Consider the following 15,000-nt stretch of genomic DNA (forward strand, 5'->3'; position numbering starts at 1 on the left):
GAAGAGATACGATGAAAATCATATTGGTATGTTCAGCAGGTATGTCAACGAGTATGCTGGTGAAGAAGATGAGGCAGGCTGCTGAAGCGAAGGGGATCGATGCAGAGGTTGATGCAACGGCTGAAGCGGGGCTTCACAATGAATTTGACTCAACCGATGTCATTTTGATTGGTCCTCAAGTCAGATATTTGGAAAAGAAGATAGCAGAAAAATCTGCGCCCTACAAGATCCCGGTTGCTGTCATCGATTCCATGGCCTATGGCATGATGGACGGTAACAAAGTGCTTGACCAGGCACTTGATCTTCAGAAAACACACAGATAGACATGTCAGAGAGCCGTCCATTAAGGGCGGCTTTCGTTGTTTCTGTGCCTAGCATGCACTTTACTTTGGGAGTGAAAGTTTCCTGTGGGCTTGGCAGTAGGAACCACTAGTCAATGGCAAGGGTGTCCACCGTGAGGTGGAATCTGAAGGAAGCTGGCGATAAAATCCTGTACTAAGGAACACGAATCATAATCGCATGGTTCAACAAACAATTTTTTAAGTCATTGAACTCATTATCGATCCATACTTTTCTTCAAACAGCTGTGGGTCCAGACCACCAGGTAAGAATGCTAAACAAGCCATTAAATAGATCGCAAAATACTATGACGAAGGTTTTAAGAGTTGATATGAAAAGTTATTTTGATACGATACCCTATCAAAAGCTGATGAACTACTTTGAACACTATATTCAAGAACCTGTCTTGCTAAAAATTATTTGGGAATTAATTGAAATTATTATCGTGAACGGGGATCAATGGGAAGCATCTAAGAATGGCGTGTCTCAAGGAGGCAATTTATCCCCCATTCTGAGTAACGTTTACCTGCATGAACTCGATAAAGAATTGGATAAAAGAGGCCATCATTTGATCAGGCATGTGGATGACTTTTGCATTTACGTCAAGAGTCGATGAGCTGCGGGGAGTGAACTCCTTAAGACAACAATATTTCTTGAAGGTACACTTAAATTGAGTGTGAACGATGTGAAAAGTCATATAGGGACAACATCGAAACGAAAGCTTCTGGGGTTTTGTATTCATAAATATCACTTTGATAAAAATAAGGATAATTTATATGAATAAAGATGACATTGATAGTTATTTGTGAAATAATAGTTCATAATTTAATTGATTTAAATGAAACAATATTTCAGAAGGGGTGGCATACATGTTTGTTTTAGGAATCGATGGCGGGGGTTCATCTACTGTTGCCAGACTTGCTGATTATGCAGGTAACAGCATAAAAACAGTCCAGGTTGGTGAGATCAATTCAACTATGATGAATAAAGATGATTGGATACAGTCCTGTTCATCCATATTGAACCATTTTGAATCGTATGTGGATCGAATACAATGTATTTTTATTGGGTTATCCGGTATTAGCAGGTTGAAAATTGAAACTATAGAATTTTTGAAAGAGGATTTAAAAAAACGAATTCATCCAGATGCTGAAGTATTTATAGTGAATGATGCAGTTCTTGGATTATATGCAGGGACTGGCGGAGAAGATGGCATAGTTAATATTGCCGGAACCGGCTCTCAAACATTCGGACTTAAAAACGGTGTTGAGTTTAAGATAGGTGGGTGGGGACATAAATTTGATCATACAGGAAGTGGATACGGAATTGCGATTGAAGGTATTAAGTCAGTGATTACGGCATATGAGAATCGTTCACCATTCAACTATTTCGAAAAAGCTGTTATGGATGCTTGGGGAGAAGACTCTTTTATGGAAATGATGGAGAAAATAAATTCGGGCAGTTCGGCAAAACAGATCGCACAACTATCTAAGACTATCTGTGCTTTAGCCACTGAAGATGAACAGGCAAGAAGGATCATTGATCGTGCTGCACATGATATATCAGATGCAATAACTCGCATGTCCGAAGCACATTTTGCTGGCGAGAAGGGTGTGAAGGTAATCCTAATGGGTGGTTTAATGAATCAGCAAGATCTGTTTTTGCCACTTTTAGAAAAGAAGTTACCTCATGCCTTACTGAAGGTTCTTGATCAAGAACCTGTAGAAGGGGCAGTGATTGCAGGGCTAAAAGCCGTGAAGGGAAGTGAGAATGGTGATTAAAACAGGACTTGATAATTTGTTGGAAACGAACATACCTGATTTGAAAAAACGTTCAGTGGGCCTTGTAATCAATCACACGTCCATTGATCAGCGCAAACAGTTGAGTTTAGACATCCTCTATCGAGAAGGGTGTCAAATTAAAGCGGTATTTACCCCGGAACATGGCTTTCGAGGCACTGCTGATGCAGGTGAACATGTTAAAGATGACTATGATGGTAAGACCGGGATTCCTATCTACAGTCTGTATGGGAAGCAGAAAAGACCGGCAAAACATATGCTTGAGGGCCTTGATGCACTCGTTTTTGACATACAGGATTTAGGTGTTCGCTTTTACACTTATATTTACACGCTTGCGTATTGCATGGAAGAAGCAGCGAAATATGGGCTTGAGGTTTGGGTATTAGACAGGCCGAATCCGATTAATGGACAGTTTGTCGAGGGCAATCGTGTCAGGGATAATTTCACTTCTTTTATTGGAAATTATCGTCTTCCTGTAAGACACGGGATGACTGTAGGAGAGCTTGCAGCTTACTTCAAAGAAACCTTTAAAATTGATGTGGATCTAAAAGTTGTGAAAATGATCGGATGGACTCGTGAGATGCACTTTACTGATACCGGTTTGCATTGGGTGAATCCGTCTCCTTCTGCTACGGGTGAAACGATGGCCTTATGCTATCCCGGGACTTGTTTTATGGAGGGGCTTAATGTATCTGAAGGGAGAGGCACGGATTATCCTTTTGAACAGATTGGTGCGCCCTGGCTGGATGGTGAAGCAGTTTGTAATCGTATAAAAAATAAGTCGATGCCTGGAGTTAATCTGCATCCAGTTAGCTTTACGCCGATAAATGCCGACTATATGCAAATAGCTTGTGGAGGCATCTTTTTAGAAGTAACAGACAGGTATCAGTTTTCAGCTCTCGAAACATCATTGGCCCTGGTGGATGTGATTCATGAAATGTATCCCGGAAATCTGAAGGTTAAGGATCCGATAAAGGGTCGATTCTTCTTTGACTTGTTATTCGGAACTGACGAAGCCCGTAAGAAAATGAATCATAGTGAATCATTGTTGGAATGGATGAGAGAAAACGATGAATCTTCAGCATTTAAGTTGGAACGTAAACCATTTTTGATGTACTGACTGATAGTGAAAGGGGAATGGCATGCAGATGCATTTGTGGGAAGACGTTAAACAGCAATACAGTGATCAGATATGTATACTGTGGAATCGCATTTACGGAGATCGGTTTCCCCTAAGGAAATCCTTGTTTCAACAGAACAGCATTGAAGATATCCACGTTGATGCGGATGCCTCGAGACTCGTTACTGTTGGGGACGAAGCAGTGGGGTTGATTATAGTGAAGCGAGATCACTATAACAGATTTCAACGCTCTCAGGCGTGGATTCATTTACTGATGGTGGACCCCACTTATCAGCATAGAGGAATTGGAAGTAAACTGTTAAAGCAGGCAGAAGCAACTGTGGTAAATATGGGGGCTAGTGAAATTGTAATCGGACAAGACCCCTATCACTATTTTCCTGGTGTACCTGCCGATCAGAACGCTATAAAAAAATGGCTTATGAAGCGTGGATACACCAACGTGAACAGTGTATCTGATTATGTAAATACGTCTCCTCAGAGTGAAAGAAAACTTGATACGGAGAATATTCTGAGCTCAGATGAAAAAGGGAAATTATTCAGCTTTCTAAAGGCTTATTTCTCGTCTAGATGGCTTTACGAGGCGGAAGAATATTTCTTGAAAGGAGGAAGCGGAAGCGCTTATGTAATTATAAAAGACCAAGGGGAAATTATTGCTTTTTGTAAAACGAACATCGGAGAAAAACCTTTAATTGGTTCCAATGTAAACTGGTCGCAGAGATTCACTGGAATACTGGGTGGAATCGGGCCGCTCGGAGTGCATCCAGAGTGGCGAAAAATGAAATTGGGACGTGAAATTGTATTACTTGCTACGCGTCATCTTTTGAATCAGGGAGTGGGTTCAATCTACATAGATTGGACGGAGTTACACGGATTTTATCGCTCTTTAGGATATACATCAATTGAAACATATGATCAATTCAAAAAAACTATTGAAATTTAATTTCATTTACTATATTATAAATTTGTAATTAAATTTCACAAATCGGGTGATTGCCTATGACCATCAATTTATCAGATTTAACAACTGAAAGGCGTAATGAACGTACTAAACATATTGATCAACTATCATCATTTGAAATTCTTTCGATGATCAATGAGGAAGACCATCTTATCGCTGAATCAGTGAAAAAAGAAATGAAAGCGATTAACAACGTTGTGGAAGTAGTTTGTGAGCGATTTAAAAAAGGAGGTAAACTAGTCTATATTGGTGCCGGAACGAGCGGACGAATTGGAGTGTTGGATGCTGCGGAGGCACCACCGACGTTCAGAACAGATCCGGAGATGATCCAGGCGCTGATTGCTGGTGGTGACCAAGCGATGTTTCATGCAATTGAAGGAGCTGAAGATTCCAAAGAACAGGCAAAACAGGATTTGGAGCGGTTAAACCTTTCCAAGGATGATGTCATTATTGCAATTGCGGCAAGTGGGAGAACACCCTATGCAAAAGGTGCAGTGGAATACGGCAATGAAATAAATGCAGTAACTGTCGGATTGAGTTGCAATAAAGGATCAGAACTTTCAGCGCTGGCTCAGCTGGCCATTGAGGTTGAGGTCGGGCCCGAAGTGATTACCGGTTCGACCAGAATGAAAGCGGCTACAGCACAAAAGCTTGTCTTAAATATGATCTCCACATCAAGCATGATTTTGATTGGTAAGATCTTTGAAAATCTTATGGTTGATTTGAAAGCCAGTAACCATAAACTTCAGGAGCGGGCAAAAAGCATTACTTCTGCGATTACAGGCTGCTCAGAAGAAGAAGTCGAGCAGACTTTGATTAAGGCAGATTTTGAGGTGAAACCGGCTATTGTAATGCTGAAAACGGGTGTATCGTTAGTTGAAGCAAAAGAGAAACTGAAACAGCACCGTGGATTTGTAAGAAAAGCAATAGAATCACAATCAAAATAAAAAAATGGAGGGTCTTCTATGAATAAAAAACAATGGTTGTTGAAAGGTTCTGTGATTTCGGGTTTATTGGTTTTGGGCGCGTGCGGAGGAAATGATAATGCATCTGAGAGTGAAGGGAATTGGGAAGACTGGGAAGGGACGATTACCATGTGGGATGGTCCAAGATGGGAAGATGAAGACGAAAATCAGTACCATTGGATCGAAGAGAAGGCTGCAGAATTTGAAGACATGTATCCAAATGTCGAAATTGAAATCGTTCAACAACCATGGGCGGAGCTGAGTGACAGTTTAAGTGTTGCAATAGCAGGTCAAAACTGGCCGGACATTGCTCCGATCGATATCAGTGGTGGAGCAATCAGCTTAAATCATATTGAGGAAGGCATCATTGAGACAACGGATGACCTTTATACTGAAGAGGAATGGAACGATTTTTATCCCAATACATTGGAAGCCTATGAATATGAGGGCTCATTATATGGTGTTCCGACATCTGTAAGTGTTCAGACGATGCTTTTAAACTTGGAGATCTTTGAAGAGAAGGGTGTCGAGCCTCCTGAGGATGGCCGCTGGACCTATGATGAGTTTGTAGACAAGATGATTCAGCTGACCGATGACGATACTTACGGATTCTCAACGTATATCATGCCGAACTATTACGAAGCATGGCCATTTTTGCTGATGGATGGAGGCTATCCGTTAAACGAGGAAATGGATGAATATACATTTAATTCACCTGAAGCAATTAGTGGATTGGAGAAACTGGTTGATCTTAAATTTAAGCATGAAACAGCGCCTGTCGAAATGGGCGGATCAGACGTAGGTGGCACTTTCCAGTCATTTGCAGCTTTGGATCAGAGAACGGTAGCTGTTCAACCATGGACTACATGGGCGATCAACTCTCTTCAGACGGAAGAATATCAGATGGACTTTATGGTTGCTGAATATCCGATCGGTGACCTGGGTGAACCTGTCACAATGGGCGGTGTAGGTGGATTTGTAATGTTTATGCAGGAAGAGGATGCAAAACGCCAAATGGTTGGAGAATTCCTGAAGCATATTACAAATACGGATGAACAATATACAACAGCTGTAAACTATGGAACGTTCCCGGCGCGAGAATCTACAGCTGATATGGATCCTTTTGCAGATAATCCTGAGATGGCAAGAGCACAGGAACTGACTGATCAGGTTGTTCCAATTCCAATGCATCAGGATTGGGGACGGATTGATGAGGTCATCCAAAGTGAGTTGCAGCTTGCATTGAATGGGGAAAAGAGTGCGGAAGAGGCCCTGAACGATGCTGAATCTGAGGTTGAACGTATTTTAGCTGATTAAGGATTGAGTCATAGAGGGTTTCCACATCCAATGTTGGGAACCCTTTCTTTCATCACTATGAAGATCAGGTCAAAAAGGAGGCTAAAATGTGGGGCAGATAGGTAAGGAAAAGACTGTCATCAATGATCAAGGCAAGGTTCTCCTGCGAAAAAAAACAGTATGGGAAAAAGTGAAAGAGAATAAAGCAGCGTACCTTTTTTTACTCCCGAAACTAATCTTTTTTATGACATTCATGTTCATTCCGATTGTTTGGGCATTCTTTATTTCGTTTCAGGACAGAGGAGTTTTTGATGTTGAATGGGTTTGGTTCAAACATTATATAGCTGCGTTTGAAAGTCCGATTTTCAGAGCTGCTTTATGGAACACTTTTGTGTTTACTATAGTTACAGTTCCGGCATTTATTATTACGGCTCTCATTATCTCCAGTATGATACATCCGCTTGGGAGAAGGAGTCAGACGTTTTTCAGAGCAGCATTTTATCTTCCGACGGTAACGTCGATGGTTATCATTGCCATGGTTTGGAGGTGGATGTACAATTACCGATTTGGGCTGTTTAATTACATTATCGAATTCTTTGGATTCGAATCTGTGAACTGGCTTGGGCAGACATCGACTGCTCTCCCGTCACTAATGATTATGGCTATACTTATTCCACCTGGCGCCGGGATTATTATTTATCTTGCTGCAATGAACAATATTAATCCTTCGCTGTATGAAGCTGCAGACATAGATGGTGCGACGTCATTCCAAAAATGGATTCGAATAACTATTCCCTTGTTGAAACCAACGACACTATATTTGACTATTTTAAGTACGATTGGATCGTTTCAGGTGTTCACACAAATCATTATGATGACTGGCGGTGGTCCCGGTTATGCTACGGAGACCGTTGTTCATGTTATTTACAAGTCTGCGTTCAGGGACTTCAATTTCGGATTGGCATCAGCGCAATCGGTGATTTTATTCTTTATTATCATGGTGTTCGCAATATTCCAATTTAAAACATTGCAAACAGAGAAATAATTTCGAGTCTGAAGGCAGGTGAATCAATAATGTTTCAAAGAAGAATAAAAAAACCGATTATTATTGTATCTCTTCTTATAATGGCTCTTATATCCCTCTTGCCTTTGTATTGGGTTTTCGTCACAGCATTACAACTGCCAAGCTATCAAAATGAGGAAATGGACCGGCCTGTTTCTTACGTCGAATCGTCCCCGCCGGTTCTTTACCCCGTTGGAATAACGGAGTATGTTTCACAATGGCAAAAGAAGCGCGAAGCAGAAAGTCAAGGTGACATGGAACAGGCGGAGGTCCACAGTTCCTTAATGACGGAAGTGAGAGAGAAAACATTCGGCTCTTTTACACATTTATTTGAAAATACGAAGATCATGCGCTGGTTATTTAACAGTGTATATATAGCAGTTGTAACGACCGCAATTATCGTCCTGATCGATACAATGGCTGGCTATGTGTTAGCAAAGAAAGATTTTCCGGGGAAATGGATCATTTTTTGGATGATTATTTCAACTATGATGATCCCTGAGCAGGTGACGCTCGTACCAACGTTTATCATAGTACAGAATTTGAATATGTTCGACACTCATTTCGCTCTGATTTTTCCAATGCTGGCTCTTGCGTTTGGGGTGTTCCTGATGAGGCAATTCCTTCTTTCTATACCTGATGAGCTGATTGAAGCAGCAAAGATTGACGGGGCAAGTGAGTGGAAGATCTTCAGATCGATCATTGTACCACTGGCACGACCGGCAATGGCAGTACTGGGCATATTTACGTTTGTATTAGTTTGGAATTCGTTCCTATGGCCGATTATTGTAATTAATGACGAGAATCTTATGACTTTGCCAGCCGGACTGAAAACACTTCAGGATGCAAATCTTGCCGATTTCAAACTCTTGATGACAGGTGCGACAGTTGCTGCTGTTCCGATGATTATCTTCTTCCTGATGTTCCAGCGATACTTTATTAAAGGTTTAACCATTGGAGGAGTGAAAGAGTAATGTCTCTATCAATAAACGATAAATTAGGTCAGATGATGGTATTCGGATTTTCAGCATCGAAACCGGATGAAGTATCAGAAGGAATAAAGGAAATGATTGAGACTCATCGCGTTGGAAATATTATTTTGTTTGGAAGAAATCTGGGCAGTCCTGGAGAGATCCGCTCTTTGACCGGAAAGCTTCAAAAAATAGCAAGGGATGCGGGACACGAAAGGCCGTTGTTTATTTCGGTTGATCAAGAAAATGGTGCAGTCCGCAGATTAGGCGAAGGGACCACGGTCTTTCCGGGAGCTATGACAACGGGTGCTACGGGAGAACCGGAACTCGCATATGAATGTGGCTATGCTACAGCATTAGAATTGAAAGCTCTCGGGATCAACTGGAACCTCGCTCCAGTAGCGGATGTAAACAATAATAGACACAATCCGGTCATTGGAGTTCGTTCGTTTTCGGAAGACCCTGAACAGGCAGCCGCTTTTGCAGCTGCTTCAATGAACGGGATGCAAAAGGCGAATATTATGACAGCGGTGAAACATTTCCCCGGGCATGGAGATACAGAAGTAGACTCGCATTTATCTCTTCCTGTCATTCCACATGATATGGAGCGGTTGAATCATGTGGAACTGGTACCGTTTCGCCGTTGTATAGAATCAGGTGCAGATGTGATCATGTCTTCTCATATTTATTTCCCTGCCCTCGAGAAAGAGAAGAATCTGCCTGTCACCCTGTCTCATGAGGTCTTAACAAACTTGTTAAGAGTAAAGATGGGATTCGAAGGATTGATAACCACAGACTGTCTTGAGATGGATGCTATTTCTGAATCGGTAGGCACAGCCGTGGGAGCGGTTAAGGCTATTCATGCAGGTGTCGATTTTGTGATGATTTCAATGCGTACGGATTTGCAAAAACAAGCACTGGAAGCTGTAAAGCGTGATATCGATAAAGGACTTATCAGTGAATCACGGATCGAAGAATCGTATCAACGGATCATTGCCGCGAAAGATCGTTACTTAAGCTGGCGTGACACGAATCTATCAGACGATGCAGAGTATGTACCGGCAATTATTGATTCGGCTAAACACCGCGAGTTGGCGGAGAATGTGTTTAAAAAAGGGATTTCGATCACTCAGCAGGATCCCAATCACTTTCCTTTGGAAAAAAAGTCGTTAAAACAAAAACTCGTGCTTTATCCGAAAAACAACTATCTTTCAAGAGTTGAAGACGAGCGGTATGCCGCAGATTCTTTGGGTAAAGCGCTTGCAAAAATCGATCCTTCTGTTGTCTATCATTGCATATCTGAATTTGTAAATGGAGAAGACGACTTGATTGAGTATGCAAAAACCTTCGACGTATGGATTATCGGGACACTTTCACTGAATCAGGATTATGAACAGAAGCAGATTCTTGAAAAATTGATGGAAGTTAAAACAGATGAGATCGTTGTTGCGGTAGCGATGAAGAATCCATATGATTTATTGTGGTTTAAAGACGCCGAGATCAAGATAGCAACTTATGAATTCACAACTCCGGCTATTGAAATCGCAGCCAGTGCATTATATGGTGATATTAACGTAACGGGTGTTCCTCCTGTTACGTTGACGTTATAAGAGATCACCAGGAAAGGGTGCGTTCAATATGGAACAAAGAGGTACGATGAAACTGATCGAAGGCATGCTGAAAGATTTATCTCCGTCAGAGAGAAAAATTGCGGATTTTGTGCTGGAGAAACCGGACGAAGTCCTGTCGCTGACGGCCAATCAATTAGGTGAACGGAGCCATACCAGCAGTGCAGCCGTTATCCGCTTTTGCAAATCAATCGGTTTCAAAGGATTTCAGCAGTTGAAATTACGCTTGGCGAGTGATTCGCATCAGGACAAATCAACAGAATTCAGGGATATTCAACCTGGTGAATCACCGGCAGAGGTCGTATCTAAAATGACGACTAACTCGATGCAGACAATCAAAGAAACTGCCGATATATTAAATATTTATGATTTAACACAGGTTATCGAGGCATTGGATCAGGTGAATCGCATCCATTTTTTCGGTGTGGGTGCATCAAATATCATTGCTCAGGATGCGCAGTTGAAATTCTCGCGAATTAATAAACATACGACAGCCTTTGCTGATTTTCATATTGCGTCGATGCACGTGGCGAACTCCGGACCTGGTGACGTTGTGTTCGGTATTTCATTTTCGGGCGAAACAAAGGAAGTCTTGAAAATACTCGAGTTGGCAAATGAAAAAGGCGCAACGACAATTGCTCTTACGAAATTCGGGCCTTCAACAATCGCCAAAACAGCTTCCATATGTCTCCGGACATCCGCTTCTAAAGAAACAACATTCAGAAGCAGCGCAACATCTTCGCGGATTGCACAGTTACATGTTTTGGATATTTTATTTATGAGCGTGGCAAATGCGAATTATGATGAAGTGATTCAGTATCTGAATCAAACCAGAGAAGCAATCAGGGCGATACAACGAAAGTAATATATAGTCGGAGGAATACAATAGTATGAATAATTCAACTAATGTGCCGAAGATCGAACTGCCAATTAAAAAGGAACGCGTTTTGGCAATTGGCTTGATGTCCGGAACATCGCTTGACGGGATCGATGCCGTTTTTTGTGAAATAACAGGGGAAGGAAACACCACTGATATTCATATGATCAGGTTTATAACTCTTGATTATGAAGATTCGCTCAAACAGTCGATATTGGCACAATGTAATCCGGAAACGTCGAGCGTTGATGAAATATGCCGGCTAAATACGATTCTTGGTAAGCGTTTTGCCGAAGCAGCCAAGGAAGTTGTTAAAGGTACTGGGTGGTCGATTGACCAAGTGGATTTCATTAGTTCACATGGACAAACCATCCATCATTTGCCGAAAGAACGAGCTACGCTTCAGATTGGGGAGTTGGCTGTTATTGCCCATGAAACCAGTTGCCTGACTGTAGGGGATTTTCGACCATCAGACATGGCGGCTGGTGGAGAAGGAGCCCCTCTTGTGCCTTTTTCTGATGCACTTCTCTTTGCCCATCCCGTTCATAACCGGTTTTTCCTTAATATTGGAGGGATGAGTAATTATACATTAGTACCATCTCAAGAGTCGAATATCTCCGGGGAGATGGTAACTGGATCAGATATAGGACCCGGTAATGTATGGGTCGATGAGATGGTGAAGTTGATCACAAACGGGCGGCAAAGTTATGATCGTGGCGGTGAGATTGCAAGATCGGGTGTGATTATCAAACGTCTCCTGAATAAACTGATTCAGGAAGATATGTTTTACCACGAACCATTCCCTAAGAGTACAGGCCGTGAGCATTACACAGTAGATAAGTGCAGAGTATATTATGATGAAGGAAAGTCGCTCGGTTATTCTGATGAGGACCTTGTCACAACAATGACGGCTTTTACCGTGATGTCCATAAGTGAGGCTATTCGCAAACTACAAGAAAAGGGAATAATGATTGATGAGATCTATGTCGGTGGCGGAGGCGTTCATAATCAATATATGTTGGATGAAATCGGGAACAAGGTTAATATACCTGTGTTTAATATGGAACGTATAGGAATGGACAGCGATGCTAAGGAAGCGATCTCATTTTGTGTATTGGGCAATGAGTTTCTTAGATTCAAACACAATAATATGCCCAGTGTAACAAATGCATCATCTCCAAAGATGATGGGAAAGATAGTGTTCCCTTAGATCGCTGAACGGGCAATTGAAAAAGAACAGTAAATGCAAAATACCCCCGATGCAGATCAACCTGCATCGGGGGTATTCTTATGACCCGGTATGTTCTTTCGCCTCTGTGGACTTCCTGAGCCCGTAACCGATCCCGTAGCCCAAGGCAATGGCGAGCCCGTGCGCGGGTCCTAAGAGAGTCAGCTCTTCATTCTGCCAGCTGAGGACGATGTTCATGATAAACATGATGAGCACCCAGCGTCTTGCCTTCGAGCCCATAATCTCCGCATCCTTGACAAGGCCCGTGTAAATCGAGGCCATGCCAATCGCCGCGACAGAGGCAAGGGCTGCAGGTTCACCGGTCCACGTCATGAAGGGCGCATACAAGAAGAGCGCCACACTCCCCATGAGCCCCATGATGAGAAACAACACGACCGACGTCCCTGTACCGATTGTCTTCTCAAGCTTCCCGCCAAACATGATCACGAGAAAGCCGTTCAGTAACAGATGCATCACAGAACCCGTGGCAAAGATCACCGTGATCAGCGTCCACGGCTCCTGAAACATCGTCTCCGGGTTCACGAGAAGTGCATCCCCTGTTGCAGGATCCGAATACAAAATCAGAAAAAATAAAGCATACAAAGCCAAAATCCCGGTCATCCCGGGGTGTTCTTTAACCCATCTTACCGTCTCATCCATCTCATCAGCTCCAGTGTGCGTGGTATCTCTGAGTAACAGTATACAGGAAGAACGGAGTGACGGGGAGGATGGATTGGAGAAGGTGCAAACATACATGTATCTAAAGCTTAAATTGTCTGAAAAATCGTGCGTGTAAGCTAGAAGCGTGTGGTAAAATAATGTTATATAATCATTATCTTCAATTTTAGTGGCCGTAGTTTTTGATCAATCGTGGAGTAAGGGAGGTATTTCAATGTTCTGGAGTGATCTTGTAGCTGTTCTGATTGGTTCCTTCATAAATGCATTAATAATTACAAGGTTGGTTCGATTTATGTTGAAAAAGTGGATGGGAGACGGAGTGAGGGTAGCCACTTATACTTTTTCAATCTCGTTTGTGTTCTATATGGTTTTTAATTATATCATTATAAGTGATATCGTAATTGTAATAAGGTATATATTGTTTGCATTACTGTTATATGGATACGATTTATTTAAAGAGAGAGACCTTAGAATTATTGGAGGTGTCGACAATCAAATCAAGCAGTGACAATAACAATCATCAAAAAGAAGCGGAGGCATTGGTTGAATATTTACTGAATGATATTGAGTACTCGCTCTATGAAATCATTAAGGATTTTAAAGATTTTACGGATAGTAAGGTTGTTTTGGATGAACAAGATCAAAGAAAACTGGTTGAGTTATATCTTACAAGTACATTGGCGATGATTGTATTTGAAGAGAAGATTCTTCGAGATGAGATCGATAACATTTTAAAGTGGTTGGACAGATCAAGTTCTCCTCAATTTAAAGATAATTACCGCAAATTCCTTGACCTGTTTGAGCAGGATATGCAGGATCGTATTTTTGAAGAAATCCATAATCACCGCTTATTCGAAGGGACAAGTGTATTTTCTACCAAATCATTCAATGCAAATAAAATTGGTGATTTTAAAGAAAGAGGGAAAAAGAATGTAAGGAATATCTTTGATCATCATGATAATCAGGGAAATAATCAACTAAATGATGAGATAGAACTAGACAATGAGAAAAATGATATTAACGTAGTTCAGACTCTAAGACAGTCATTTAACGATCGTGAAGCCTGGGATTTATTGTTGTCATCTGTTATGGCTGTGATCTTTGTATCGAATTTGATCTACTTCATCAGTTTGGTAATAGCAGGGTCAGAAAACATGGAAGGAATTTATAACGAGTTGTTATTAATTACCGCTATATTTATTGTTCTCAGCTATAACGTTTACCGGAATCATTACCCTTATCATCACTCGACCTTATATATAAATCCGCCTGTTTTGTCAGTGAAAAACAATTTGATAATAGCAGTAACTGGTTCGCTAATTGCAAATCTCATAATGGTAATTGCTTTTTATTCTTACTATGATCAATTGATAGATTCATCAGTTGACCACGTCAGTGAAGGCATAACCCATGAAGAAACGGAAGAGCGAGATGGTAATGAACAAGCGGACAGTCAAATCTCAGAAAATGAAAGGGTAGATGACGCTAAACGAAATTATCTGGTGAGTATTGCCGATGAGATGAACTTTATCTATGAGGAATTGCACTATATGAGTGAATATTTATATAGCGATCATTATACTCTCGAGGAACAAATTGAAGAATTGGAATTTCTTTATGATGTATTATATGAATCAGCACATAGACCTCTATATAATGATGATTATATGAGAATACTAAATGATTATTATTATGCAATCGAACTGTTTGCTATTTTCGTGAATACAATAATCTCAGATATTGAAAATCTGGGATATATTTCTGATCAAGAGTTTGCACAGCAGGTTCAGTATTATGAAGATGGTGTTGAGTTATTTTATAAAGGTGTCGAAGATTTTGAATTCCATCTTATTAATTTGGGTGAAATTGATGAGTATGGTGTTATTCTGGATTATTATGATGACGGAGATACTATTTAGGTATTTCGGAAAGCTATAAATTAGTAGTACAGTCGTTTGGGTAATCAGTAGATGACTTTGATGAATACAACTGCAAAATAATTTAATGATGTTCATTTGTTATAATGAAGACAAGAACGAATATTAAAAGATAGAAAG

Annotated in this window: 14 protein-coding genes; 13 read left to right on the forward strand and 1 reads right to left on the reverse strand. The window is 41.1% G+C overall.

The window, feature by feature from the left end; genetic code table 11:
- The first annotated feature begins 11 nt into the window (after window positions 1-11).
- From BSEL_RS01025 to BSEL_RS01080, 12 genes are all read left to right on the forward strand, one after another.
- Complete coding sequence (locus tag BSEL_RS01025) at window positions 12-323, forward strand: PTS sugar transporter subunit IIB (protein WP_013171162.1); 312 nt, start codon at window positions 12-14, stop codon at window positions 321-323.
- 323 nt (window positions 324-646) lie between these two features.
- Window positions 647-955 carry a reverse transcriptase domain-containing protein gene (locus BSEL_RS18305; protein WP_408643026.1) on the forward strand — a complete coding sequence of 103 codons (309 nt, stop codon included), beginning with the start codon at window positions 647-649 and terminating at the stop codon, window positions 953-955.
- A 253-nt stretch (window positions 956-1,208) separates the two neighbouring features.
- Window positions 1,209-2,120, forward strand: coding sequence for an N-acetylglucosamine kinase (locus tag BSEL_RS01035; protein ID WP_013171163.1), 912 nt, complete (start codon window positions 1,209-1,211; stop codon window positions 2,118-2,120).
- Window positions 2,110-3,258, forward strand: a complete 1,149-nt coding sequence (locus tag BSEL_RS01040; RefSeq protein WP_013171164.1) for an exo-beta-N-acetylmuramidase NamZ family protein — start codon at window positions 2,110-2,112, stop codon at window positions 3,256-3,258. Before BSEL_RS01035 ends, BSEL_RS01040 begins: the two co-directional genes overlap by 11 nt.
- Window positions 3,259-3,280: 22 nt before the next feature.
- Entirely contained in the window at window positions 3,281-4,219 is a 939-nt protein-coding gene (locus tag BSEL_RS01045) for a GNAT family N-acetyltransferase (protein ID WP_041581629.1), read from the forward strand.
- A gap of 56 nt (window positions 4,220-4,275) precedes the next feature.
- Window positions 4,276-5,184 carry an N-acetylmuramic acid 6-phosphate etherase gene (gene murQ / locus BSEL_RS01050; protein WP_013171166.1) on the forward strand — a complete coding sequence of 303 codons (909 nt, stop codon included), beginning with the start codon at window positions 4,276-4,278 and terminating at the stop codon, window positions 5,182-5,184.
- A gap of 18 nt (window positions 5,185-5,202) precedes the next feature.
- A complete protein-coding gene (locus tag BSEL_RS01055; protein ID WP_013171167.1) occupies window positions 5,203-6,519 on the forward strand; it encodes a sugar ABC transporter substrate-binding protein in 1,317 nt (438 codons plus the stop codon).
- 88 nt (window positions 6,520-6,607) lie between these two features.
- A complete protein-coding gene (locus BSEL_RS01060) occupies window positions 6,608-7,543 on the forward strand; it encodes a carbohydrate ABC transporter permease (RefSeq protein WP_013171168.1) in 936 nt (311 codons plus the stop codon).
- A 29-nt stretch (window positions 7,544-7,572) separates the two neighbouring features.
- On the forward strand, window positions 7,573-8,535 hold the full coding sequence (locus BSEL_RS01065; protein WP_013171169.1) for a carbohydrate ABC transporter permease: 963 nt from the start codon (window positions 7,573-7,575) through the stop codon (window positions 8,533-8,535).
- Window positions 8,535-10,142: a glycoside hydrolase family 3 protein gene (locus BSEL_RS01070; protein WP_013171170.1), complete on the forward strand. Its 1,608-nt coding sequence runs from the start codon at window positions 8,535-8,537 to the stop codon at window positions 10,140-10,142. The genes BSEL_RS01065 and BSEL_RS01070 overlap by 1 nt, the downstream gene beginning before the upstream one ends.
- Before the next feature lie 28 nt (window positions 10,143-10,170).
- Window positions 10,171-11,025, forward strand: coding sequence for a MurR/RpiR family transcriptional regulator (locus BSEL_RS01075; protein WP_013171171.1), 855 nt, complete (start codon window positions 10,171-10,173; stop codon window positions 11,023-11,025).
- A 25-nt stretch (window positions 11,026-11,050) separates the two neighbouring features.
- Complete coding sequence (locus BSEL_RS01080; RefSeq protein ID WP_013171172.1) at window positions 11,051-12,247, forward strand: anhydro-N-acetylmuramic acid kinase; 1,197 nt, start codon at window positions 11,051-11,053, stop codon at window positions 12,245-12,247.
- A 78-nt stretch (window positions 12,248-12,325) separates the two neighbouring features.
- Here the strand turns inward: BSEL_RS01080 and BSEL_RS16860 are convergent, their stop codons facing one another.
- Complete coding sequence (locus tag BSEL_RS16860; RefSeq protein WP_013171173.1) at window positions 12,326-12,925, reverse strand: rhomboid family intramembrane serine protease; 600 nt, start codon at window positions 12,923-12,925, stop codon at window positions 12,326-12,328.
- 455 nt (window positions 12,926-13,380) lie between these two features.
- Here BSEL_RS16860 and BSEL_RS01095 point away from each other — a divergent pair, with 455 nt between their 5' ends.
- Window positions 13,381-14,862, forward strand: a complete 1,482-nt coding sequence (locus BSEL_RS01095) for a hypothetical protein (RefSeq protein ID WP_155522677.1) — start codon at window positions 13,381-13,383, stop codon at window positions 14,860-14,862.
- The last annotated feature ends 138 nt before the right edge of the window (window positions 14,863-15,000 follow it).

Source organism: [Bacillus] selenitireducens MLS10, assembly GCF_000093085.1.
Taxonomy (GTDB): Bacteria; Bacillota; Bacilli; order Bacillales; family Salisediminibacteriaceae; genus Salisediminibacterium; species Salisediminibacterium selenitireducens.

Coding starts and splice junctions, on each gene's coding strand:
- BSEL_RS01040 (WP_013171164.1), top strand. CDS start 2,110: ATGGTGATTAAAACAGGACTTGATAATTTGTTGGAAACGAACATACCT.
- BSEL_RS16860 (WP_013171173.1), bottom strand. CDS start 12,925: ATGGATGAGACGGTAAGATGGGTTAAAGAACACCCCGGGATGACCGGG.
- BSEL_RS01070 (WP_013171170.1), top strand. CDS start 8,535: ATGTCTCTATCAATAAACGATAAATTAGGTCAGATGATGGTATTCGGA.
- BSEL_RS01065 (WP_013171169.1), top strand. CDS start 7,573: ATGTTTCAAAGAAGAATAAAAAAACCGATTATTATTGTATCTCTTCTT.
- BSEL_RS01025 (WP_013171162.1), top strand. CDS start 12: ATGAAAATCATATTGGTATGTTCAGCAGGTATGTCAACGAGTATGCTG.
- BSEL_RS01080 (WP_013171172.1), top strand. CDS start 11,051: ATGAATAATTCAACTAATGTGCCGAAGATCGAACTGCCAATTAAAAAG.
- BSEL_RS01055 (WP_013171167.1), top strand. CDS start 5,203: ATGAATAAAAAACAATGGTTGTTGAAAGGTTCTGTGATTTCGGGTTTA.
- BSEL_RS01035 (WP_013171163.1), top strand. CDS start 1,209: ATGTTTGTTTTAGGAATCGATGGCGGGGGTTCATCTACTGTTGCCAGA.
- BSEL_RS18305 (WP_408643026.1), top strand. CDS start 647: ATGACGAAGGTTTTAAGAGTTGATATGAAAAGTTATTTTGATACGATA.
- BSEL_RS01075 (WP_013171171.1), top strand. CDS start 10,171: ATGGAACAAAGAGGTACGATGAAACTGATCGAAGGCATGCTGAAAGAT.
- BSEL_RS01045 (WP_041581629.1), top strand. CDS start 3,281: ATGCAGATGCATTTGTGGGAAGACGTTAAACAGCAATACAGTGATCAG.
- murQ (WP_013171166.1), top strand. CDS start 4,276: ATGACCATCAATTTATCAGATTTAACAACTGAAAGGCGTAATGAACGT.
- BSEL_RS01095 (WP_155522677.1), top strand. CDS start 13,381: ATGGATACGATTTATTTAAAGAGAGAGACCTTAGAATTATTGGAGGTG.